The organism is Flavobacterium cryophilum, assembly GCF_048286555.1.
Lineage (GTDB): Bacteria > Bacteroidota > Bacteroidia > Flavobacteriales > Flavobacteriaceae > Flavobacterium.
Map to the genome: position 1 here is coordinate 80,633 of NZ_JBLVPZ010000001.1, position 25,451 is coordinate 106,083.

The following is a 25,451-nucleotide window of genomic DNA, read 5'->3' on the forward strand; positions in this document are numbered from 1 at the left end:
TTTAATTTTAAATAAAAAAATAAACCCCTCAGTATCAATTGATATGAGGGGTTTTTCGTGGTCCCACCTGGGCTCGAACCAGGGACCACCTGATTATGAGTCAGGTGCTCTAACCAGCTGAGCTATAGGACCGGTTAAGAATGTGCAATATTACTACTATTTTTCATTTGCTCCAAATATTTTTGACTTAGATTTTAATATAGTTTAATTATTAAATTATTTGAATCAGAAACCAACTGAATATTAGAATACTACCGCTTTATCTGCATTTAAATTATTTTATTTCTTGACACAATTCAATCAAAACACCGTTTGTGCTTTTTGGATGTAAAAAAGCAACCAGCTTATTATCAGCACCTTTTTTAGGGATTTCATTCAAGACTATAAATCCTTCCTTTTTCAAACGCGCTATTTCTGAAAAAATATCATCAACATCAAAAGCAATATGGTGAATCCCTTCTCCCTTTTTTTCTATAAATTTAGCGATGGGACTTTCTGGATTCGTTGCGGCAAGAAGCTCAATTTTATTGGGTCCATTCCTGAAAAAAGAAGTGGTTACTCCTTCGGTTTCTACATCTTCAAATTTATACGCTGGAGCGCCAAAGAGTTTTTCGAAAACTAAATTTGAGACTTCTAAGTTTTTAACAGCAATACCTATATGTTCTATTTTTCTCATTATTTATTTATCAATTCAACGTTAGTTTTAGATTGAAGCAGTCAGCCAGCGGCAACGCCGTTTATTTGATGTAAAATTAAACATTAAAAACAAAAAAAAGCGCAGTATTCTAAAAAGTAAGCTGAATTAAATCGCTCATAATAATTCTATAAAAAATTTCGATTGCATGAATTATAATTGTTATTTTGTAGATTCTAATTATGATTTGATATGTTGAAAAACAATTTAAAATACACCTTATTTCTATTGCTTTTAATTTGTGTTGGATGTGCAAAAAGAGGCTCCATCACTGGCGGTTTAAAGGATACCATTGCACCCGTTTTAAAAGTAAGTTTTCCGGAAAATTTTAGCAAAAACTTCAAAGAAAATGAGATCAAACTAGTTTTTGATGAGAACATTAAACTTAAAAACCTTAAAAAGCAATTGATTATTTCACCACCAATGAAATACGAACCATTAATTCTGCCTACTACGCCAAGCAAAACGATTACAATAAAAATTAAGGATACATTACAACCAAACACCACGTACAGCTTCAATTTTGGACAAAGCATCGCTGACAACAACGAAGGAAATCCGCTAAATCAATTCAAATACGTGTTTTCAACTGGTGATTATATTGACTCTTTAAGTCTTGGCGGAACTGTAAAAAGCGCATATGACAAAGAAGTTGAATCATTCGTTTCGGTTATGCTATATGACGTGAATGACACTTTTAAAGATTCTATAGTCTATACTGAAAACCCCAGATATGTAACGAACACATTAGACAGTTTGAAGACATTTCATTTTGAGAATTTAAGAGCGGGAAAATACTTACTTATAGCTTTGAAAGATTACAACAGCAATAACAAATACAATCCAAAAACAGATAAAATAGGATTTAGCAAGCAGTTCATTACTATTCCAAACGACACTCTTTACGAGTTGGAATTATTTAAAGAAACACTTCCTTTTAAAACTTTCAAACCAAGTCAAGCGTCTGGAAACAAATTGTTGTTGGCATATGAAGGTGCTGTAAATTCAGCTGCTGCCCGACCAAAATTAATCTTGAAAAACAATAGTGAAGTTCTATCCAACATCATTACTAAATTCCCCAAAAAGGATTCCCTCCAAATTTGGTATAAACCCATCAAAGTAGATTCGCTAACTTTGGCTGTAACCAGAGATAAATACGAAACTAATTTCACCTTTAAAATAAAAGACCAGAAAAAGGACACTTTAAGCATCTCTGCCGTACAATCCGGCAGCTTAGACTTCAGGGAGCGCTTTACAATAGAAAGCTCCACTCCATTAATTCGTATTGAGAATTCTAAAATAAATTTGACCAACAATGCGAAAACCATAGTGCCTTTTACCACTGAATATGACGAATTTAATCAAAAACTATATTTTGACTTTAAAAAAGAACCTTCAGAAAATTACAGTTTTGAAATTTTACCTGGAGCGTTAACAGATTTTTTCGAAAAGTCAAACGATACTTTGACCTATAAATTAAATACAAGAAGCTATTCTGAAACGGCAAATCTAAGGGTGTTATTACAAAACGTAAAACAATTTCCCATCATCGTGGAACTCACTAACTCCAAAGGCGATATTTTAGCCTCTGAATATTCGGAAAATGGCACTACAGTCGATTTCAACTTACTGGAACCTTCTGTATTTTCGCTTCGGGTAATTTATGACACCAATAAAAATAAGGAATGGGATTCCGGTAATTATTTAGAAAAACGTCAGGCTGAGGAAGTAATCTATTCTTCTAAAGAAATAAATCTACATGCTAATTTTGACTGGGAAGAGATATTTGACTTGAGCTTACCCTACAGCCCGGAACCTAAAAAGAAAACAGATAAGAAAAACTAGAGCCGTATATTTTTTATTTCAAAAGAATCTCTGTCGTTTAAGAAGCCTAATTTTTGTCGGGTTTCTAACATTTTTTCTTTGTCTAATACTACTATAAAAAAACTTTCAGATTCTTCTGGTTCCAACACATAATTTCCAAGAAAATCGACCGCTTGTGAGTGTCCAATGTATTCATAACCATTGGCATCGGTTCCTATTCTATTAACCCCTATTGCATAACTCATATTTTCTATCGCTCGCGCTTTCAACAAAGCATCCCAAGCATTGGTCCTTATTTTTGGCCAACTCGCCACATAAATTAACAAGTCATAATCCTCTGAATTTCTGGAAAAAACAGGAAATCGTAAATCATAACATACCTGCAGGCAAATTTTCCAATCTAAATAATTGACGATACCTTTTTGTGTTCCGCTGGTGTACACTTTATCTTCCCCAGCCAACGTAAATAAATGTTTTTTATCATAAAACTGAATTTCTCCTGATGGAAAAACAAACAACATCCTATTATAGAAATTATCGTTTTCTTTAATTACAGCACTTCCGGTGATGGCGCTTTTTTTGGCTTTTGCCAATGCTTTAAGCCACGTTACCGTTTCGCCTTGCATTGTTTCAGCAACATTCTCTGGATTCATCGTAAAGCCCGTCGTAAACATTTCCGGCAATACAATCAAATCCGCATTTTCAGAAATGGAATTTATTTTTTCTTCGAAATACTTTCGGTTGGCTTTTGGGCTTTCCCAAATTAAAGCCGATTGGATTAGGGTAACTTTCATTATTTATCATTTAATTTTATTTGAAATCGCCACTTATCCTTTTTATTTTTTTTGGGAATATTAGGCATTAGAAGACCTGCTCCTCCTATTAATATTACTGGAGGAATTACCACAGCTGCAAAAGGATTGTTTTTAGCCTCAGGACTAATCATTACAATAAAGCTAGCACTACTGACAATTAACAAATCAGACAAAACTGTTAAAACAATTGGTCGTCTTCTAACCATAGTGATTGAGTCCATAGATAAAAAAAAATCTCTGATTCTAATTGTTTTATCATCGACGACTCTAAATTTACCTATTAATTTTCTTCCACTACTTATTTTAATTTTTATTCTTTTATTCTCCTCTATTAATTTTGTTTCACCTGTCTGTTTGTTTATTAATTCAATACTGTTTTTTTGTGCCAAAGAAATAAACCCAGAAAACAGGAATACTATCAAAATAACAGTTTTTTTTATAAAATAATTGCTTACTTTCATAATGATAATTTAATTCAAAAATCAAAGATAAAAAAAAAAAAAAACGCATTCAACTTTTACATTGAATGCGTTTCTTAGTTGTATGTTTTGAGCTTTCGACCTTAGACTTTAAGACCAACTTATTATCCTTTCAAACTCGCAGATAAATATTCTCTATTCATTCTGGCAATGTTTTCCAAAGAAATCCCTTTTGGACATTCCACTTCACAAGCGCCAGTATTGGTACAGTTCCCAAAACCTTCCGCATCCATTTGGTTAACCATATTTAAAACTCTATCAGTAGCTTCAACTTTTCCTTGTGGCAACAAAGCATATTGAGAGACTTTGGCAGCAACAAACAACATAGCCGATGAGTTTTTACAACTCGCAACGCAAGCTCCGCAACCAATACATGTTGCTGCATCAAATGCATCATCAGCATCTTCCTTGTTTATAGGAATTGTATTGGCGTCAATTGTATTTCCTGAGGTGTTTACAGATATAAATCCTCCAGCATGTTGAATTCTGTCAAAAGAACTTCTGTCAACCACTAAATCTTTAATTACTGGAAAAGCTTTCGCTCTAAATGGCTCAATAAAAATGGTATCTCCATCCTTGAACATTCTCATGTGCAATTGACATGTTGTGACAGCTCGATCCGGTCCATGAGCTTCACCATTGATATACAAAGAACACATTCCGCAAATTCCTTCGCGACAATCATGATCAAACGCAACTGGCTCATCCCCTTTCATGATTAGTTCGTCATTCAAAATGTCAAGCATCTCAAGAAACGACATGTCTGGTTCAATATGATCTATCGGATATTCAACTATTTTTCCTTCTGCAGCGGCATTTTTCTGACGCCATATTTTTAATGTAAGTTTCATATTTTTAGTTTGAAAGTCATAAAGTCGAAAGTCGAAAGTCGATTGACATTGCGCCATTTGACTTTAAGACAGTAGACATTAGACTGAATTATTTATAACTTCTTTGAACTAATTTCACGTTATCAAATACCAATGGCTCTTTGTGTAAAACAGCTTCACTTGGTTTTCCAGTGTACTCCCAGGCAGCTACATAAGCGAAATTCTCATCATCACGTTGCGCTTCACCTTCTTCTGTCTGATATTCTTCACGGAAATGTCCGCCACAAGATTCATTACGATGTAACGCATCTTTAGCGAATAATTCTCCCAATTCAAGGAAATCGGCAACACGAGTCGCTTTTTCCAATTCTTGATTAAAACCATTCGCATCACCAGGAACTTTTACTTCATTATAAAACTCTTCGCGCAAAGCAGCAATTTCTACAATCGCTTCATTTAATCCTTTTGCATTACGAGCCATTCCAACTTTGTCCCACATGATTTTTCCTAATTTCTTATGGAAATAATCAACGGATTGTGTTCCTTTATTGTTCATGAATTTTTCGATTTGATCTTTCACCACTTTTTCAGCAGCAGCAAATTCAGGCAAATCTGTAGAAATAGCACCCATTTTAATATCTGGTGATAAATAATCTCCAATAGTATATGGCAACACAAAATATCCATCAGCTAAACCTTGCATCAAGGCAGAAGCTCCAAGCCTGTTTGCTCCGTGGTCAGAGAAATTAGATTCCCCGATAGAGAAACATCCTGGAATAGTAGTTTGCAAGTTATAATCAACCCAAGTTCCTCCCATGGTATAATGAACCGCCGGGTAAATCATCATTGGAGTTGAATATGGATTTTCGTCAACAATTTTCTCATACATCTGGAATAGATTACCATATTTGTTAGCAACAACTTCTGTTCCTAATTTAATGATTAATTGAACATCATTCAAATCTAAACCTTTAACGTAAACTTGTTCTTTTCCGTAACGTTGTATTGCTGAAGCAAAATCAAGGTAAACAGCTTCACCTGTTTTATTGATACCAAAACCAGCATCACAACGCTCTTTAGCAGCACGTGAAGCAACATCACGAGGAACAAGATTTCCAAAAGCTGGGTATCTTCTTTCCAAGTAATAATCGCGTTCTGCTTCAGACAAATCCGTTGGTTTCTTTATACCGTCCCGAATCGCTTTGGCATCCTCCATTTTTGCAGGAACCCAAATACGCCCATCATTACGCAACGATTCGGACATTAATGTCAATTTCGATTGGTGATCTCCTGAAACTGGAATACAAGTTGGATGAATTTGTGTGTAACAAGGATTTGCGAAGAAAGCACCTTTTTTGTGGATTTTCCAAGCCGCGGTGGCGTTACTTCCCATTGCATTGGTAGAAAGAAAAAATACATTTCCGTACCCTCCAGAAGCAATAACAACAGCGTGAGCAGAATGTCTTTCGATTTCTCCAGTAACTAAGTTACGGGCGATAATTCCTCTTGCTTTCCCGTTCACGATTACTAAATCCAGCATTTCGTGACGGTTGTGCATTTTTATTTTTCCACGGCCAATCTGGCGATTCATTGCTGAATAAGCCCCTAATAAAAGTTGTTGTCCTGTTTGTCCTTTCGCGTAAAAAGTTCTGGAAACCAAAGTTCCACCAAAAGAACGGTTATCTAACAATCCGCCATATTCTCGAGCCAATGGAACACCTTGCGCCACACATTGGTCAATAATATTCGCAGAGACTTCAGCCAAACGGTGCACGTTTGCTTCACGAGCGCGATAATCGCCCCCTTTTACAGTATCATAAAACAAACGGAACGTGGAATCCCCGTCTCCTTGATAGTTTTTTGCAGCGTTAATTCCACCTTGTGCAGCTATTGAGTGTGCACGACGTGGTGAATCTTGAAAGCAAAAAGCTTTTACGTTATAGCCTAGTTCTGCTAAAGTTGCAGCAGCAGAACCTCCAGCCAAACCTGTACCAACTATAATAATATCTAAATTACGTTTGTTAGCTGGATTTACTAAATTAATATGATCTTTATAATTTGTCCATTTGTCCGAAATTGAACCTGTAGGAATTTTTGAATCTAATGCCATTATAATTTAATATTAATGATTAAAATGATGAAATAATGCAATGAAAATGAAACCAAAAGGAACTACAATTGCAAAAGCATATCCTAATGTATGCAACGATTTTGAATATTTATTATTAAAACCTACTGACTGAAAGGAGGAATTGAAACCATGCCACAAGTGCAGTGACAACAATAAAAATGATATACAGTATAAAATAGTGCGAACTGGGCTTTCAAATTTGGCAACTAATTCATGAAAATACCTTGATTCATCCAACGGATTAACTTCTACATATTTGTACACCATTTCAGGAACCCAAAAATCGTAAAAATGTAATCCTAAGAAAGCTAAGACAACTGCCCCAGAAATAATCATATTTCTTGAAGCCCAAGAAGAATTAGCCGCTCCATTATTCTTAGCATAAGAGATTGGTCTGGCCCTATTGTTTTTGATTTCCAAAACAATACCCATGATAAAGTGGAAAACTACACCAAAAATTAAAATTGGCTGAAAAACATATTGAATTAGAGGATTATTTCCCATAAAATGAGATATTGAGTTAAAAGTATCGGAACTAAACACCGATGTCATATTGATAAAAAAATGCTGTGCTAGAAACAACACCAAAAAAAGTCCTGAAAGTGCCATAGCTACTTTTTTTGCTATTGACGATTTCAATAATGCAGATTTTGCCATAAGATTTATATAATTTGTATTAGAAAATTATACAAAAATAAAGCAATTTGACAGGAACCACAACCTTTTTGCCGTTATTTATAATGATTTTAAAGTGTTTTCCATAAATCACCAAGAAATCCTTAAATATCAAATACAAATCCAGAAACGACCTAAAAATAGTTAAACAATAAACAAAAAAAACTTAAATAAAAAAAAATGAAATAATGTATAAAATTAATCTCAACATTGAAGATCAAATAGCATTTAAGTTCGGTATGTTACGAAGCCCAATTTTAGAATATAACAACCATAAAAAAACACGATTTCAAATGAAATCGTGTTTTTTGTTTTAAAAATAAGAATGACTACTTATTTTGATTCGATAATGGTAAGGTCCGTAACGACTTTCTTTTTCCCTTTTTCAATACTGATTGTATTCACAGAAATCGGAAGGTAGTATTTGCCGTTTTTAGCTGGTTCCAATTTTAGTTTTTTGTCTTTCTTTTTCCAATTATCAGCTGTTGTTTTTGTTATAGAAAGATCATAAATGTGTTTGTTCAATCCTTTTACAGCCTTCACTTTCTGAGAATAAACGACTTCTTTCAAGCTGTTCTCAATTTGCAAAAGCACTTCTGCATCTCCATCCGAATAAAACCAAATCTCTGCTTTTGGCTCTGAAGCTTTAGCCCAAGAACTCCAGCTGTTCCCCCATTCTTTTGATTTTTTTATCTTTTTTAGTTCAAAAATATGAATATTTTCCGCAACAACTTTGTCATTCAATTGTTGCACTTGATCCAAATTGACTTTATAAACGGATCGACCGTGAGTTCCTACCACTAAATCTTTTGCTTTCTTTTGAATCACTACATCGTGAACCGCCACGTTTGGAATTCCGTTTGAAAAATCATCCCAAGATATTCCTCTATTTAACGAAACATACAATCCGTTATCCGTTCCCAGATATAAAATATTCTCGTTGACATTATCCTCCACGATCACATTCACGGGACTTACAGGCAAATTATTGGCGATATTTTTCCAAGTTTGACCAAAATCATCTGACATATAAACATAACTGGCGAAATCATCATTTCGATATCCGTTCAAAGTCGCATACACTCTTTCTTTCTTATGAGCCGAAGCCACAACTCTCGAAACCCAGCGATTTTGAGGTAAATTTTCTGAAATTTTGTTCCAAGTCGCACCGCCATCTTTCGATACTTGAATCAGTCCATCGTCACTTCCTGTGTAGAGTAACCCAAACTGCAAAGTACTTTCACTGATAACAGCAATTGTTCCAAAAGCAACATTCCCTTCTTTTGCTCCTTGCGTTAAATCAGGCGAAATAGCAGTCCAAGTCTGACCTTGATTCATCGAACGATGTAAGAAATTAGATCCCATGTACAAAATATCCTGATTGTGTGAAGACAATAAAATAGGCGTTTGCCAATTGAATCGAAAAGGCTTTTCATCCTTTTTTGACTTTGGAGAAATATACTCCCGCTTTTTAGTGGCGCGATCAATTCTGTAATAATTCCCAAATTGAAACCCTGTAAAAACAATATTAGGATTCCTCTTGTCTATTTGAGTCTGCATTCCGTCACCACCCATCAAATTTTCGTATGGATATTTTCCGGTTTGATACCATTCCGAAGAATATTTATAATCACTTGGCCCTACCCAAACGCCGTTATCCTGCATGCCGCCATAGATATTATACGGTTCTTGCTCATCCACATTCACTGCGTAAAACTGGCTCACGCTGTGCGAATTACTTTTTACCCAATGCGCTCCATCATCATACGAAATGTTCAAACCCCCATCATTTCCATTGATTAAATGTCCTGATTTATTTGGGTTAACCCAAACAACGTGATGATCCGAGTGAACATTCTCTTCGCTAATGGATGTAAATGTTTTTCCGCCATCATTTGATTTTATAATGGGTACACCTGATAAATAAATTTTATTGACATCATTGGGATCAACAGAAATAACACTGAAATAATACCCGTACGAATAAAAGAAATCATCGATAAAATCCTGATGGGTCTTTGTCCAGCTTTTCCCTCCGTTATTTGATTTATACACTTCGGCTCCGATAACTTCTGTTTCTGCTAAACTATTTATCGCATCCAAAACTACTTTGGCAGCTTCGTTTGGTTGTAAATACCCGTTTTGAACCCAATGTTTAATATTTTCGGCCCTGTATTTTTCAGTTAAACCGTAATTCTTTAAAATAGAATTCAAACTTTTATTGGGTAATTTTAAGAATTCATCTCCCGGCATAGAAAACGCAACTGGTAACGAATTACTTTTTTTGGATTGTAAAGGTCTTTTAAATTGGTTGTCCAAAATGGCGTACACGTTTTCATCATCATACACTGCTAAACCAATACGGCCAACGCCTTCACCAACAGGAAAACCGCTTTCAGCGTTTGTAAAAAGCTTCCATGTCAATCCTGCATCTTCACTTTTATAAATTCCCGAAGTAGCGCCACTTCCTATAAAATCCCACGCTTTTCTGTCTTTACTCCAAGAAGCTGCATACTGAATTTTGAAATTTTTTGGCGAAACTGCCACATCTATAATCCCCGTTTCATCATTGATATAAAGTGTTTTTTGCCACGTTTTTCCGCCATTAGTCGTTTTATAAATTCCTCGTTCTTCATTTTTCGAATACAAATGACCCACTGCACCCACAACAACTTCATCTGGATTTGACGGATTTATCAGGATTCTGCTGATGTGATGGCTGTCGTGCAATCCCATATTTTGCCAAGACTTTCCTTTGTCTTCAGATTTCAAAATTCCAATTCCAGCATAAGACGATCGCGACGAATTGACCTCGCCAGTTCCTACCCAAATTGTGCCTCGTTTCCAGTCTATAGCAATATCACCCACATTTTGCGTAGGCGCCGCATCCATAACTGGCAAAAAACTCATTCCGTTATTATTCGTGTACCAAAGTCCACCCGAAGCATAGCCCACATAAAATTCGGTTGGATTTTCCGGATTTACATCTACATCCACCACTCTGCCGCTCATCACCGTTGGACCCACATTTTCGAAAGTAACATTTTGAAAAAGAGATTGTTTCTCCATTCTATTTTTAGCTTCCAATGATTGCTGAAACGCTTCAGCAGAAACTTGTCCCCAAGAGACACTTTGTAAAATAAGAGCCGAAAAGAGTACTATTTTTTTCATGTAATTTGATTTGATTTGGAAAATTAATCATAAAAATAGTTATCTGAAAATTTTATAGTGTAATTAACATCCGTTTCTCTCAAAGTTAGTATTTTTGAATATTCAATATATTAAACGAAGTGTAATGAAATGAGCGTAGCTAGAAATGACCTCAAAACCAATATTAGCGCTCTGCAAATTACACTTGACCCATAAAAAACAATTAAAATCAACAAATGAAATACAATCAAATTGACCGAGATTTATTTATAAAAAACAGAGCAAAATTCATGGCTCAGATGAAGCCAAAAAGCGTTGCCATTTTCAATTCTAATGATATTTATCCCATTTCTGCGGATAGTTCGTTGCCTTTTGCACAACACCGCGACATCTTTTATCTGAGCGGAGTCGATCAGGAAGAAAGCATTTTATTGCTTTTCCCAGATGCGCCTTACGAGCATCAAAGAGAAATAGTATTCCTGAAAGAAACCAGCGAACACATTGCCATTTGGGAAGGTGAAAAACTGACTAAAGAACGTGCTTTTGAAGTAACAGGAATCAGAACTGTGTATTGGTTGCAGGAATTTGAAAAAGTCTTATTCGAAATGATGACGCACGCTGACACGATTTACATCAATACCAACGAGCATTACCGCGCTACTGTAGAAACCGAAACTCGCGAAGCCCGTTTTGTAAAATGGTGGAAAGAGAAATATCCGGCACATGCTGTTGCAAAAAGCAATCCAATATTGCAACGCCTACGTTCTGTAAAAGAGACCGAAGAATTGGATTTAATCCAAAAAGCCTGTAACATTACGGAACTCGGTTTTAGAAGATTATTGCCTTTCGTGAAACCAAATGTTACCGAATACGAAATTGAAGCCGAGCTAATTCACGAGTTCATTCGCAACCGTTCCAGAGGTTTTGCCTACACACCAATTATTGCTTCCGGAAATAATGCCAATGTGTTGCACTACATCGAAAACAACCAACAATGCAAAGCAGGTGATTTGATTTTACTGGATGTTGCGGCTGAATATGCGAACTATTCCAGTGACATGACGCGAACCATTCCGGTTTCAGGAACGTATACCGAAAGACAAAAAGAAGTGTATAATGCCGTGTTGCGGGTAAAGAACGAAGCGACAAAAATGCTGACAACAGGTACACTTTGGAAACAATACCATATCGAAGTTGGAAAATTAATGACTTCTGAATTGCTAAGTTTGGGCCTTATTGACAAAGCCGATGTACAAAACGAAAAACCGGAATGGCCCGCTTACAAAAAATATTTCATGCACGGAACTTCCCACCACATGGGACTCGACACGCACGATTATGGAATCCTGACCGAACCCATGCAAGCCAATATGGTTTTCACTGTGGAGCCGGGAATTTATATTCCTGCCGAAGGTTTCGGAATCCGTCTGGAGGACAACATCATCGTTCAGGAAAGCGGCGAACCATTCAACATGATGCGCAACATCCCAATTGAAGTAGACGAAATCGAAGAATTAATGAATCGTTAATTTCTTAAAATACATTTACCCAAATCGGTTTACAGCAATGTAAACCGATTTTTTTTTGGGCGCAACCCAGCCTCCGTGAACTCCAGCTGCGTCGGGCTATTCGCTACAAGTCCTCGCACCGTAAAAAAAATGCGGTGCTGTGGGCTTTCCGCTATTATCCCTTGCGCGCTTCAACGAGAAAATTTATAATTCCAAAACATCAATTCCAAAATCCATCTTAAAGCTGTAACTTTATAAACACCCTTCCGACTTATTTAAAAACAATGGATATTTTGTAAAACATATTTTATAAATAATTTAAACCATTAAGTAATTAAGAAAAATTAAGCTCTGATTCTAAATGAAACTTAGTTTCTTAATGGTAAAAATCTTTTAAACAAAAACTTAAAATATAGAAATTATGCAAGCACACGAAATAGACTACCACATTTACGGCGAGGAAATGCAATATGTGGAAATAGAACTGGACCCACAGGAAATTGTAATTGCCGAAGCCGGAAGTTTTATGATGATGGACAATAATATTCAAATGGAAACCATTTTTGGAGACGGTTCCGGACAAGAAAGCGGATTATTCGGCAAACTTTTAAGTGCCGGAAAAAGAGTTTTGACCGGCGAAAGTCTTTTCATGACCGCGTTCATCAATCAAAATACTACCAAAAGCAAAGTTTCCTTTGCCTCACCATATCCCGGAAAAATTATCCCAATTGACTTAACGCAATTTGGCGGAAAATTCATTTGCCAGAAAGATGCCTTTCTCTGCGCCGCTAAAGGCGTTTCTGTGGGAATCGAATTCTCTAAAAAACTGGGTCGTGGACTTTTTGGTGGTGAAGGTTTCATAATGCAAAAAATAGAAGGCGACGGTCTGGCGTTTGTGCATACCGGCGGAACATTAGCCAAAAAAGAATTAGCAGCAGGCGAAGTCCTAAAAGTCGACACAGGTTGTATCGTAGGTTTTACTAAAGATGTCGATTATGACATTGAATTTATTGGTGGAATCAAGAATTCCGTCTTTGGTGGTGAAGGTTTATTTTACGCCACACTACGTGGTCCGGGAACAGTTTATGTACAATCCTTGCCTTTCAGCCGACTCGCCGACAGAATCATCGCATCTGCTCCGAGAGCTGGAGGAAACAGTCGCGACGAAGGCAGTTTATTAGGCGGATTGGGAAGTTTACTTGATGGCGACAGACGATTTTAATTTTTATAAACGGCTTTCAGAAATGGTTGCCGTTTTTTTTAAACCATATAAGAAATATAAGGACATAGTAGTAATTTTTAAATGAACTTATACCATTTCATCTTTGAAAATACTGGTTTGATTTTTATGTCAAATCGAGCGCAGTCGAGATTCATTTGAGCACATGAGTTGTTAAAAAAGGGTTTCGACTGCGCTCAACCTGACAGAATCATATCGAATTTATTCCAGTAAATTTATAGATGAAATGGTATTATATTTCTTATAGGGTTTAAAAACACATTTTGTTTAATTATTCTCTATAACGATTTTTCCGATTTTTACTTCGTGTTTTTTTGCGTAATTCATGGCAACCATTTTAAACGGTTACAATAATGCAAAAGCATAAAAAAATAAAATGGTATTTTTGTAGTCTAAATTTTCATTTTGAAACAAATCCTCTTTAAAAACACCAACATCTCCTACTCCGATACCGGGAAAGGAACTGCTATTGTCTTGCTTCATGGTTTCTTGGAGAACAAAGGTATGTGGGATTTTTATATTCCGGAGCTTGCTAAAAAAAACCGCGTTATTACTATAGATTTATTGGGACATGGCGCAACGGAATGTTTGAGTTACATACAAACGATGGAAGATAATGCGGATGCAGTTCATGCTGTTTTATCGGATCTGCGCATCCGAAAGGCCGTTTTTGTCGGACATTCTATGGGAGGTTACGTCGCTTTGGCTTTCGCCGAATTATATCCCGACACGATAAAAGGATTTGTTTTATTAAACTCGACCGCAAGAGCCGACAGCGAGGAGCGAAAAATAAATCGGGACCGAGCAATCAAAGCAGTAAAACTATCTTTTATAAATTTTGTTTCGCTATCCATCGCAAATTTATTCAGTGAATCTAACAGAGAACGACTTTCATCAGAAATAGAAAGCGTAAAAAGAGAAGCATTAAAAACACCGCTTCAAGGAATCGTTGCCTCACTCGAAGGAATGAAAATAAGACAAGATCGGGAAGTGTTGTTGCATCTTACACCCTACCCAAAATTAATAATTCTGGGCGAAAAAGATTCTGTTTTAAATTACGAAGAAACCAAAGAGCAAATCGAAAATACGACTGTCAAATTGGTGACTTTTCCCGACGGACACATGACTCATATTGAGAATCAAGATCAATTATTGACCGTGTTGTTGGCTTTTTTTAAAAGCATTTAAATCATTCCAGATTTCAAATACCCTTTTTCCACCAATTCGCTTTTGTCTTTTAAGTGGTGCATTTTGCCTTCTTTCATCAACGCTAGTTTTGTGGAAACTTTAATCACATTTTCATAACTATGATCCGTGATAATAATGCCTTTTTGACTGGACATTGCAGTGATTAACTCATTTATCCTTTCAATCATCAGGGGCGACAAACCATTATAAGGCTCATCCAACAAAACAAATTTTGACGCATTGTTCAGGATTAATTTAATTTCTAAATACCGTAATTCTCCCCCCGACAAATGCTTTATTTTTTTGTTCAGCATCGATTGGATCATTTCATCGGCATAAAATTCCTGTAATTTCTCTTTGGTAATAGACAATAGAATTGTCTTTTTTATCGAAAATGAATTTGGAATAAAATTATCTTGAGGCAAATAGCTGATTTCGTTTAGCAAATCGCTGGTTTTTGATTTCACAACGCCATCCACGCGAACAAATTTAAAATCGGCAGAAACAATTCCGAAAATGATTTTCAACAAGGTCGATTTACCGGAACCATTTCTTCCTAGAACACCAATAATATCAGCCGTTTCACATTTTAAATACACATCAGAAACTATGATTTTTCCATCATATTGCTTTTGAACGCTATCCACTTCTAAAACACTCTTTGTCATAGGAATTTCAATACTTCGTTAATAACTAAAATCAGCACCATCGAAAAAACAAAATTCATTAAAAAACCATACACGAACAACTGCAATTTAGAAACTCCGTTATTGTAATAAAACAGGTATTCATTTTTAGCATTTACTTCTTTTATCAAAATACTAATCAAAAATCCAAAAATAATAAGAACGTATTTAGAAGTTTCAAAACCTCCAAAAACCCACGCCAAAACAGTTATTGAAACGTTTATCGTCACGGTGCTTTTGTAAAACTCAAAGATGTTGGCTAATTTTCTGATTGTTATTTTTGTTTAAATTATTTTCTCCTGAAACGGAATAGTCTGATCTAAAATCTCACTCAATAAAAGAACCATTTGTTCGAGATAGTTACACAAAATTTGCTCATCTATAATTGAATTTATTTCTTTATCTTCTTTGAAATTAAACGGAAGAAAGCCAGCTTTTAAATTCTTGAAAGAGATAATTCCTGCTTCAATTGGTTTTCCTTTCGCTTCGTGCTCATACATATAAGCATACGCGAGTACCTGAATGATTTTATCGCTTTTAATTTCTTCTGTTAATCCTTTCCATGATTTCAAAGTGACACTTGCTTTTTCTACTTTTCCGGTTTTATAATCGATAATTCGAATGATTCCGTTACGTTCTTCAATTCGATCCACATTTCCTTTTATCAATACCGGGAAAGGCAGATTAGGATGTTGTAAGGGCCGCTCAAAAGTTTTTTCCAAAGCAATGATTTTTATTGCGTCGCCATTCTTGATGCTTTCCAATTCTACTTTCAGGAAATTCGAAACATTTCGTTTGGCGACTTCAAAAGCCAACAAATTTCGTCCTTTTTTAATTTCGCCTTCTTTGTAAACTAATTTGAATTGTTTTAAGACCTCAGCATCAATCTGCTCGAAACACTTTAAAATATCACTTTCAGAAATGAATTTACCGATGAAAGGCTCGTATAAAACCTTTAAAGTTTCGTGAATAATGGTTCCCAAGGTATTTAAGGCAATATTTTCTTCAACTTCTTCGACTTCACTGATGCGCAAAATCTTCTGGAAATAAAACTGAATCGGATTTCGGATATAACTCGTCAATGCCGATGGGGAGAACCCTTTTTCTGTAATTTCTTTCAATCGAAGCATTACACTTTCTGACTTTGGGATTACCATCGGTTGATAGGCTGTTTCGGGTAAAACTGCATTGTAAATTTCGTGTGATAAAGCATGATTTTTTTGCCTTTCGACTTCCAGTTGCGTGATGAATCGGCTTTTTTCACCCGCATCCAAACCTTCGCTTTCCGTATTATAAATTAAATAGATATTCTTTGCTCTTTGTAATAAATGATAAAAATGATAGGTATAAATAGCATCTTTTTCTTTAAATGTGGGCAAGCCCAATTCGCGTTTCACATCATACGGAATGAAAGAATTCTGTGATTTACCAGCCGGAAACTTGCCTTCATTCATCGAAGTGACAATAACAGTATCAAAATCCAAAACACGGCTTTCCAACACGCCCATAATCTGCAAACCATTTAAAGGTTCTCCTTCAAAAGAAACTTCGGCCAAATCAATTACTTGTTTGTAAATGGCATAAAGCGTTTCTATTTTATCAATATGTAGGTGCTTCGAATAATAATTAATTAGTTTATTGATGACTTTGAAAATGGCAAAAACAAAAGACTTGGTGATTTTTTCTTCTTCGTTGTCGTTGCTTAAATTTTCTTTTATTGTTTGCAATAATGTAGAAATAGTCTCTAATACCGGAATGGAACCCTTTTCCCATTTTTGGAACAACAACAGAAATAACTCGCTTGGAATTACATTTAGTTCCATCAATTTATGATGGGTGATAAATGTGTAATTGTTTTGATTAATGATCTTAACTAATACATTCGTATTTGCATAAGGCTCCACCAAAGGATGCGTCAAAATATCCAAAACATCTTTGTAATACAACACATAACTTTTGGCATTTCTAGACAACGCATTCGTATGCATTTTGAATAATTTGGCAATCAAAATCTGCGCTGGATTGTTCTTACTCGAATACCCCATCGTAATATTCAAAGCACCAACAGTTGACGGTAAAGAATATAACAGCGGTACCAAAAGATTTTCTTCACCAAGGACAATCGCCACTTTATCAAGTTTCCCTTCCGGATTTCCTTTGATGACATTTTCGATGATACTTCCCGCGATTTTGGCCTGACCAATTGTTTTGGGTGTTCCTATTACCTGAATGTTTTTAGTCTGAGAAAAATCATTGACAATCCATTCAAACGGATGCAGTTTATAATGCTTCCAACTTTCTTTAAAACGGCGTACAAAGAGTCCTGCATCGTGATAGGGATCATTGAGAAAGGTTTGATCTACATCCCAATATATTTTGGCTTGATTAGCAGTAATAAGGTTTTGAATTATTTTTTCTTCTGCGGCATTCAATGCATTAAAACCAGCAAAAACAAATTGTTTGTCTTTGATAGAATCTGTAAAATGATTAATATTTTTTACAGCCTCCCGATAAATGAGTCCTTGATATCCGATTCCTTTATTCAATAAATGAGCATAAAGGGATTGATAATAATTAGGAAGCAACTTCCAAAAATCAATATATTTCTCTAACAAGGCAGTTTTATTTTCGACTTCAATTCCCCATTTTTTGATATCTTCAATATCCTTCAGATACGAAAGTACATGCGATGGTTCTAATAAATAGCGGTCTATTTCATTGAAATCTTGTAATAGTGTTTTGGCCCAATTGGCAAACAATTCAAATGATTGTTGGTTTACTTTATCGGTAATTGATAAGTATACGTCGTAAAATTCGAATAGTAGTTCGATCGGATCTATAGTGCGGATACCGGCTATTGTTTGAACAAAATCTTCGATACTTATAATTTCGGGCGAAAGTATATTTGCTGTGACCTGATTTTTCAATGCTTCAATTAAGAATATTTTAGCTCGTTTGTTTGGTAAAACGACAATCGTATTGGGAAGATTGTCTAAATAATTTTCAATTAAAACGGTGGCTATTTTATCTAAAAAAGAAGTATTTGTCATTTTATAAAAATAAAAAAAACGCCCCGATAAATCGAGGCGTTTTCCATAAATATTTTATAAAAATTTATTCTTTTATTACAGAAATTTCAGTTCTTCTGTTCATTGCTTTTCCTTTTGCAGTTTTATTAGTTGCAATTGGTTTAGTCTCACCAAAACCTGTATGCTGTAATCTATCAGCATTAATTCCATTTTCAATCAAATAATTTTCAACCGCATGAGCTCTATTCATAGATAAAGTTTGATTCAGCTCATTACTTCCATCACTATCAGTATGCCCTTCAATTAAGAATCTTGAATAAGGATATTCTTTTAAGATTGCAGTGATTGATTGTAAAATTGTATAACTTTCATTTTTGAAAGTAGATTTTCCAGAATCAAATAAAATTGTTCTACTATACTCATTTAATTTCATCAAAACTTCTTCTGAAACTTCTGGACAACCTTGATTAGCAACAGTACCTCTTACGTCTGGACATTTATCATCTTTGTCTAGAACACCATCTCCGTCAGTGTCTGGCCATGGACATCCAGCATTTTCTTTAGGACCTGCAACAGTTGGACATTTGTCATCTTTATCAGCAATTCCATCACCGTCGCCGTCTGGACAACCTTTCATTGCAACTGAACCAGCAACATCTGGACAAGCATCATCTTTATCAGCAATTCCATCTCCGTCAGTATCAGGACATCCGTTCAATGCAGCTAAACCAGCAACTTCTGGACAAGCATCAGCACTGTCTTGAATTCCATCTCCATCAGTATCAGGACATCCGTTGAATTCTTTTAGACCAGCAACTTCTGGACAAGCGTCATCTTTATCAAAAATTCCATCACCGTCTGTATCTTTACCTCCAAATTTGAAGATAAGACCAGCTGAATGTTGAAAATGTGATGGAGCATCTGGAGTTCCAGAAGCATCTTCTCTATCACCAAAAGATTTTTTATATTTTGTAGCAAGTTCAAGTCCAACGTTTTCAGTAAACCAAAAAGTTAAACCAGCACCTGGATTTAAAGTTCCATAACTACTATCTCCGAAGAAAGTATAACCTCCACCAACAGATAGAGACGGATCAATAACTTTAGAACTTAATAAATTCATGAAACTATATTTAATAGTTGCATCAACACCATAATACATTAAGTCTCCAGGATTAGACACTACGTAACCACGTGAATCATGACCAACTGCAGTTGGAGCGAATTTCACATATTTATCAATTTTATTCACAGAACCAGAAAGTCCAAATGAGAAATTATCACCTACATATCTAGATACGCTAAGGTACGATACTGAAGGAAGAATATTCCAGTTGTCTTTAACTGCGAATGGCTGAGAAAAATGCTGATCTAGCCAATTATTTCCTCCACCAGCACTAGTTTTAGTGTCAACGGCATTTACTCCAAAGGAGAGTGCCCATGGATTGTTGCTGTCTTGTGCATGAGAACTTAGTCCCATCACCATCATTACAGCAACTAAAAGTTTGTTAAGATGTTTCATACTTAATTTATTTAATTACAATTTAGTTAATTATAAACAAAAGTAATGCGTAAATTTTTAACTACAAAACTAAATGTTAAAAAAAACTTATAAAAACTGCCAAAAGTGGAAATTATATAACTTCATTTCAAAATTATACAACATTTAACATTCTGCCAACTTCAACAAAAGCAGCGATAGCCTTGTCTAGATGCGCTTTTGTGTGTGCTGCAGATAACTGTACTCTAATTCTCGCTTTATCTTTAGGAACTACTGGAAAAAAGAAACCAATTACGTAAATTCCTTTTTTTAACAGCTCATCCGCCATTTTTTGCGATAATTTTGCATCATATAGCATAACGGGAACTATCGCAGAATCACCATCAATTATATCAAAACCCGCTTTTTTCATTCCTTCTTTAAAATAATTAGTATTTGATTCCAATGTATCTCGTAACGAAGTATCCTTTTCTAATAATTCAAATACCTTTATGGAAGCACCGACAATTGCAGGCGCAAGAGAATTAGAGAATAAATACGGTCTGGATCGTTGACGCAATAGCTCGATAATTTCTTTTTTGGCAGTGGTATATCCACCCATAGCACCACCAAGTGCTTTTCCTAAGGTACCCGTAATAATATCTACACGACCCATTACACCTTTTGCCTCGAGCGTTCCTTTTCCGGTTGCACCAATGAATCCAGCGGCATGACATTCATCTACCATCACCATTGCGTCATATTTATCAGCTAAATCACAAATTTTATCCAGAGGAGCTACAACGCCATCCATCGAGAAAACACCATCTGTAACAATTAATTTGAAACGTGTTCCAGCTTCAGTAGCCTTAATTAATTGTTGCTCCAAATCTTCCATATTGCTATTTTCATAACGATAACGAGCCGCTTTGCACAAACGAACTCCATCTATAATGGAAGCGTGATTCAAACTATCTGAAATTATTGCGTCATTTTCTCCTAATAACGGCTCAAAAACTCCTCCGTTAGCATCAAAAGCTGTGGCATACAGAATTGTATCTTCAGTACCATAAAATTCAGCGATCTTTCTTTCCAATGTTTTGTGAATATCCTGCGTTCCACAAATAAAGCGTACCGATGACATTCCGAAACCATGCGTGTCCAAAGCGTCTTTTGCAGCCTGAATCACTTCTGGATGCGATGATAATCCAAGATAATTATTGGCACAAAAATTTAAAACAGTTTCTCCCGTAGAAATAGTAATTTCTGCTCCTTGTGGTGACGTGATAATTCTTTCTTTTTTGAAAATTCCATTATCTTCGATCGCTTGCAATTCTGCTGTAAGATGTTCTTTTATTTTTCCGTACATTATTCAGTATTTTTAATTCGTTTTATGTTTATAAATATCTCCGACTACAAATTTACTACATCGATTTCTTTTCCTATATATATAAGTGCTTTTTTTATCACCTGATACCCCATTAACTCAATTGCAGTTTGATAATTTTCCAATTGTTGTTGGTATTTCACATTATGTGTTCCCGTTTTATAATCCAGTAACAAAACTTCTTTGTTTTTGTTTACCACCATGCGGTCCGGTTTAATGGTTTTACCTTCTTTTTGAATAATAGTTTGTTCATTCAAAACTTCATTCCCTTCGGCAAAACAAATTTTTAATTCACTGTGATTGACAATTTCCCGAATTGTATTCAACACTGTTTCTTTTTGACCAAAAGTTATCAATCCGTTTTCAATAGCCTTGGTAATGGCCAATTCAATATCGTTTTTAGTTTTTACGAAAGACAGAATCTCATGAATTACATTTCCATATTCAATCGCTTCCTGTTGATGCGTTCCCCACATTAATGCTTCACGTTGCGCAATTTTTATATTCTTTGGATTTAGAATTTTAGACACTAGGGGAATTGTTTTGGAAGAATCAACATGTGGTTTTGCGAAAGATAATTTTGTTGCACTTCCAAATTCGTATTCCAATTTACTCTCATCAAATTCACCTTTGCTATCCAAATAATTAATAAAAAAGCTGCACATATTATTTTTTGGAATTTCGCCTTTACTGGACAGATTCATATTCGAAATCACCAATAATTGTTCCTCAGCTCTTGTCAATGCGACGTACAAAACATTGATATTATCCAATAATTCTTCCTGCTTTTTTTGATTATAAACCTTCGCAGCTTCTTCTCCAAATCCTTCCACCGCACTGCTGTTGTCAATTAAAATCTTTGGCAATCCAAAATCCTGTTCTTCAGCACTTAGCCATAATTTGTCTTTCGGTTTTCTATTGTAATCCTCTTCGGCAAAAGGAAAAATAACGACCGGAAATTCCAATCCTTTCGATTTATGAATCGTCATAATCCGAACGGCATTAGTCCCTTCCGGAGACGGAATACTAAATTTCTCGGCGTTTTTATCCCAGAAATTCAAGAAATCAGCAATTCCTGCTTGGTTACGAATGTCCCGCTCGAGAACAATGTCTAGGAAATATTGAACGTAGGCATTCCCCACCCCAGCCCTCCCCGAAGGGGAGGGAGCCGAAACCAATAAGTTGGAGTCTCGAATTTCTTTTTGTTGAATTAATTCTTCCTTTATTCTTTTTAAAACATCTGAAATACTCTTTACAACTTGCTCATTTGTAAATCGAATGACTTTATACCCTAATTTATGTAGCCTAATTGTTCTACTATTATCTAACTCAATTTGTTCTTCAGTAAAATGATAATCACCATCAACTTCAATTACCAGTTTTTTTGACAAACAAACAAAGTCAACGATGAAGTCATCTATTAAATGTTGCTGCCTGAATTTATAATCTTCTAATGATTTAGATTTAAGCTCCATCCAAAGAACTTTCTCAGCGCGCGTTGGCTGTCTCCTCATCTCTTTCGCTTTTTCAATTAAAAGATGAGAATAATTTCCGCCCGTCATGTATCCTAATTTATCCACGCAGTTTTCCACTCCGTCACCCTTTCCTTTAGAGAGGGCCGGGGAGAGAAACTTTGCTATTATTGTTTCAACCGCTTCATACAATGATTTTTTTCTAATGTTTTGAAACGAAAGTGAAACATCAAAACTCATCAACCAATTTTCGAAATCAGTTTCCTGAAATAACGCCATTCCTTGAGCAATAAAGTCGTGAATTGGTAATTTATCCTGACTGTTTTGAGCTAAATATTGAAGAAAATTTGCTTTGGATTCCAAGTCAGAACTATTTTTTAAGTATTTCAATAAATGAATAATCAATCGAACTTCGGTTGCATTTTGAATCATCAAAGTTTCCGATGATAAAAGTGGAATTCCTTGCTCGGTCAGATAATTGGCAATTGCAATTCCCTGGCTTCGTTTCCGGGTCAGAATCACAATATCTTTGTACTGAAAGCCTTTTTTTACTGTTTTTTGAATGGCATTTAAAGTCGCTAAAACATACAAATCGGTTTTGTCCAAAGCTTCTTCCTCTTCTGAAGCTTCTACTTTAGGAATGAACGAAATATTTACGTAGCCGCCTGTTTTATCATTTATTTTTTGATTACTGTGATTTTCATACAAATCTTTATAATCTACGTGTTCAAATTCATTGGATAATAATTGAAAGAAATCATTGTTGAATTCAATTATTTGCGAGTAGGAACGGTAATTTTTATCTAAATGTTCGAGTTTTTTATCCGGATTATTAAACGGATTTTGGTCTTTACTGAGTTCAATAAACTGCTCGGCTTTTCCACCGCGCCATCTGTAAATAGATTGTTTGGGATCGCCCACAATCATCAAAGTTCCTTTCACTCCAAAATCATCCTGACCCGAAAGCGCATTATCAATCAACGGAATGAGGTTTTGCCATTGCATTTCGGAAGTATCCTGAAATTCATCAATAAAAAAATGACGGTAGCGCTCGCCCAATCGTTCGTATATAAAAGGCGCTGGCTGATTTTGAATTTCGCGATGGATAATCGCATTAAATTCGGAAATGGAAAGTACATTTTGTTCTTCCTGAATTTTGGCTAATTCATTACTGACTGTGTTTAGCAATGACAAAGGCGTAATGTTTTTGAGGAATGCTTTATAGAAATTTATCTTTTCGAAAGTTTTGTAAACTTCGCCCAGCAAATGCAATAGATCAGGAATTATGTTTTCAATAATTGCACGGTCTATTGCCGTTTTATTGATTGCAATATCGTCAAACTCATGAAAAGTTTTATTCTTGGGATTGAATTTCCCTTGCTGAATACTCGCTATATGATTGGGGAAAGTACCTCTAGAAAAGGATTTTATATCAATTCCGTTTTTATCAATTAAAGTCAAGGCTTCTTCAGCAAAAACAATGGTTTGCTTTTCTAAATCTTTACAAGCTTCGGTTAATTTGGCTTTAATTGCGACAAACTCAGCGATGGATTTATCTTGAAAATGCGTGATTTCGTTTCGATTATTTTCGTTTAAAACCAAGCGACCGGTTTCGAGAATTTCACGGGAAATGTCCCACGACTTATCATCATCGGTTTTTTCCATTGTGAAATCGATGAGCAGCTTAGTTAATGTTTCATCTTCTCCGGCTTGTGCGATGATGGCATCGACTGCCTCTATCAATAAATTTTCAGTGTCTAATGTTACTTCAAAAGTCATGGGTAAATTCAAATCATGGGCAAAAGCCCGAATGACTTTATGCGTAAATTTATCAATGGTCGAAATATCAAAAGCGGCATAATTATGAATAATGTGCTTGATGATTTGCTGTGATTTGGTTTTGATTTGAATGATGGATAATTCCGTGTCAATGGATAAATCCTGCATTAAATCCTGTGCTTTTTCGCTGGGCTCCTCTTTCGCAAATTCCGATAAACTGCCTACGATTCGGGATTTCATTTCGTGTACCGCTTTGTTGGTAAACGTAATGGCGAGAATGTTGCGATAAGCATCGTTTTTTGGCGCAACAAGAATAATTTTTAGGTATTCTTTGACCAGCGCATAGGTTTTTCCGGAACCGGCCGATGCGTCATATATAGAGAAGGAAGGTCTCCCCTCCCCAGCCCTCCCCAAAGGAGAGGGAGCCGAAACTGGATTTATTTTATGTTCCAAACTGATGTTTTTTATACATTACGATTTTAGATTCTGATTTAGAATTAGCGTTCTAATTTCCCAAATCCCATAGCCCTGATGGAAACGGCATCCTTTTTCTAAGGTGATTTTTCTTCACCTTAGAAAAAGATACAGTGAACAGCAGGAAATAGCTCCTAAAAATACAAGTATTAACAGGTTACTTTTAAAATTTGTCTCGAAACTTCGGGATAAAACTTAAAAGTAGTATTTTTGCAGCATGGAAACAAATAGACAGAAAAAAATAGGTGGGGTTATCCAAAAAGATTTGGTTGATATTCTGCAAGGTGAAGTGAGAAAAAACGGAGTAGCTAATTTAATTATTTCGGTATCCAAGGTTGTTGTAACTTCAGATTTATCTGTGGCTACAGTTCATTTAAGCGTTTTTCCTCAGGATAAAGCAAAAGAGATTTTAGAGGCGGTTAAGTCCAATGCTAAAACAATAAAACATGATTTATCACAGCGCGTTCGTTTACAATTAAGAAAAGTACCTAATTTGGTTTTCTTTATAGACGACTCTTTGGACTATATTGAAAAAATTGACAATGCTTTAGCTAACAGAGACAATCCTATTGAAAACAGAGATCTTTTGGACAAACGCAGATTTCAATAAAAT

The 25,451-nt window shown here is 35.5% G+C and carries 18 protein-coding genes and 1 tRNA gene; 5 read left to right on the forward strand and 14 right to left on the reverse strand.

Going from position 1 to position 25,451, the window contains the following annotated elements; translation table 11 throughout:
- Window positions 1-58: 58 nt before the first annotated feature.
- A tRNA-Ile gene (locus tag ACNQGJ_RS00430) sits at window positions 59-132 on the reverse strand.
- Between the two features lie 142 nt (window positions 133-274).
- Window positions 275-676, reverse strand: coding sequence for a methylmalonyl-CoA epimerase (gene mce, locus ACNQGJ_RS00435; protein ID WP_417971179.1), 402 nt, complete (start codon window positions 674-676; stop codon window positions 275-277).
- A gap of 210 nt (window positions 677-886) precedes the next feature.
- Here mce and ACNQGJ_RS00440 point away from each other — a divergent pair, with 210 nt between their 5' ends.
- A complete protein-coding gene (locus tag ACNQGJ_RS00440; protein ID WP_417971177.1) occupies window positions 887-2,539 on the forward strand; it encodes an Ig-like domain-containing domain in 1,653 nt (550 codons plus the stop codon).
- On the opposite strand, the gene ACNQGJ_RS00445 is transcribed toward ACNQGJ_RS00440, so the two are convergent.
- The 6 genes from ACNQGJ_RS00445 to ACNQGJ_RS00470 form a co-directional block, all read right to left on the reverse strand.
- Entirely contained in the window at window positions 2,536-3,312 is a 777-nt protein-coding gene (locus tag ACNQGJ_RS00445; RefSeq protein ID WP_417971175.1) for an amidohydrolase, read from the reverse strand. The genes ACNQGJ_RS00440 and ACNQGJ_RS00445 overlap by 4 nt on opposite strands.
- Window positions 3,312-3,794 (reverse strand): hypothetical protein, encoded by a 483-nt coding sequence (locus ACNQGJ_RS00450; RefSeq protein ID WP_417971173.1) that lies wholly within the window; start codon window positions 3,792-3,794, stop codon window positions 3,312-3,314. The genes ACNQGJ_RS00445 and ACNQGJ_RS00450 overlap by 1 nt, the downstream gene beginning before the upstream one ends.
- A 122-nt stretch (window positions 3,795-3,916) precedes the next feature.
- On the reverse strand, window positions 3,917-4,663 hold the full coding sequence (locus ACNQGJ_RS00455) for a succinate dehydrogenase/fumarate reductase iron-sulfur subunit (RefSeq protein WP_417971171.1): 747 nt from the start codon (window positions 4,661-4,663) through the stop codon (window positions 3,917-3,919).
- Window positions 4,664-4,751: 88 nt separating this feature from the next.
- On the reverse strand, window positions 4,752-6,752 hold the full coding sequence (locus ACNQGJ_RS00460) for a fumarate reductase/succinate dehydrogenase flavoprotein subunit (protein ID WP_417971169.1): 2,001 nt from the start codon (window positions 6,750-6,752) through the stop codon (window positions 4,752-4,754).
- 12 nt (window positions 6,753-6,764) lie between these two features.
- On the reverse strand, window positions 6,765-7,430 hold the full coding sequence (locus ACNQGJ_RS00465) for a succinate dehydrogenase cytochrome b subunit (protein WP_417971167.1): 666 nt from the start codon (window positions 7,428-7,430) through the stop codon (window positions 6,765-6,767).
- A 351-nt stretch (window positions 7,431-7,781) separates the two neighbouring features.
- On the reverse strand, window positions 7,782-10,619 hold the full coding sequence (locus tag ACNQGJ_RS00470) for a WD40/YVTN/BNR-like repeat-containing protein (protein ID WP_417971165.1): 2,838 nt from the start codon (window positions 10,617-10,619) through the stop codon (window positions 7,782-7,784).
- A 215-nt stretch (window positions 10,620-10,834) separates the two neighbouring features.
- Here ACNQGJ_RS00470 and ACNQGJ_RS00475 point away from each other — a divergent pair, with 215 nt between their 5' ends.
- The 3 genes from ACNQGJ_RS00475 to ACNQGJ_RS00485 all read left to right on the forward strand — a co-directional run bounded on the left by ACNQGJ_RS00475 (window position 10,835) and on the right by ACNQGJ_RS00485 (window position 14,534).
- Window positions 10,835-12,127 (forward strand): aminopeptidase P family protein, encoded by a 1,293-nt coding sequence (locus ACNQGJ_RS00475; protein WP_417971163.1) that lies wholly within the window; start codon window positions 10,835-10,837, stop codon window positions 12,125-12,127.
- 400 nt (window positions 12,128-12,527) lie between these two features.
- Complete coding sequence (locus ACNQGJ_RS00480) at window positions 12,528-13,328, forward strand: TIGR00266 family protein (protein WP_417971161.1); 801 nt, start codon at window positions 12,528-12,530, stop codon at window positions 13,326-13,328.
- 423 nt (window positions 13,329-13,751) lie between these two features.
- The gene (locus tag ACNQGJ_RS00485; RefSeq protein WP_417971159.1) at window positions 13,752-14,534 is read left to right on the forward strand and encodes an alpha/beta fold hydrolase; all 783 of its coding nucleotides are present in this window, start codon (window positions 13,752-13,754) and stop codon (window positions 14,532-14,534) included.
- Here ACNQGJ_RS00485 and ACNQGJ_RS00490 read toward each other — a convergent pair.
- The 6 genes from ACNQGJ_RS00490 to ACNQGJ_RS00515 all read right to left on the reverse strand — a co-directional run bounded on the left by ACNQGJ_RS00490 (window position 14,531) and on the right by ACNQGJ_RS00515 (window position 24,778).
- Window positions 14,531-15,202, reverse strand: a complete 672-nt coding sequence (locus ACNQGJ_RS00490; RefSeq protein ID WP_417971157.1) for an ATP-binding cassette domain-containing protein — start codon at window positions 15,200-15,202, stop codon at window positions 14,531-14,533. The genes ACNQGJ_RS00485 and ACNQGJ_RS00490 overlap by 4 nt on opposite strands.
- Window positions 15,199-15,450 (reverse strand): hypothetical protein, encoded by a 252-nt coding sequence (locus ACNQGJ_RS00495; RefSeq protein ID WP_417971155.1) that lies wholly within the window; start codon window positions 15,448-15,450, stop codon window positions 15,199-15,201. The genes ACNQGJ_RS00490 and ACNQGJ_RS00495 overlap by 4 nt, the downstream gene beginning before the upstream one ends.
- A gap of 54 nt (window positions 15,451-15,504) precedes the next feature.
- The gene (locus tag ACNQGJ_RS00500) at window positions 15,505-18,270 is read right to left on the reverse strand and encodes a PD-(D/E)XK nuclease family protein (RefSeq protein WP_417971153.1); all 2,766 of its coding nucleotides are present in this window, start codon (window positions 18,268-18,270) and stop codon (window positions 15,505-15,507) included.
- A 64-nt stretch (window positions 18,271-18,334) separates the two neighbouring features.
- A complete protein-coding gene (locus ACNQGJ_RS00505) occupies window positions 18,335-19,768 on the reverse strand; it encodes an OmpA family protein (protein ID WP_417971151.1) in 1,434 nt (477 codons plus the stop codon).
- Window positions 19,769-19,901: 133 nt separating this feature from the next.
- On the reverse strand, window positions 19,902-21,095 hold the full coding sequence (gene kbl, locus ACNQGJ_RS00510) for a glycine C-acetyltransferase (RefSeq protein ID WP_417971149.1): 1,194 nt from the start codon (window positions 21,093-21,095) through the stop codon (window positions 19,902-19,904).
- Between the two features lie 44 nt (window positions 21,096-21,139).
- A complete protein-coding gene (locus tag ACNQGJ_RS00515) occupies window positions 21,140-24,778 on the reverse strand; it encodes a UvrD-helicase domain-containing protein (RefSeq protein ID WP_417971371.1) in 3,639 nt (1,212 codons plus the stop codon).
- A 277-nt stretch (window positions 24,779-25,055) separates the two neighbouring features.
- Here ACNQGJ_RS00515 and rbfA point away from each other — a divergent pair, with 277 nt between their 5' ends.
- On the forward strand, window positions 25,056-25,448 hold the full coding sequence (gene rbfA / locus ACNQGJ_RS00520) for a 30S ribosome-binding factor RbfA (protein ID WP_416842396.1): 393 nt from the start codon (window positions 25,056-25,058) through the stop codon (window positions 25,446-25,448).
- Window positions 25,449-25,451: the final 3 nt, after the last annotated feature.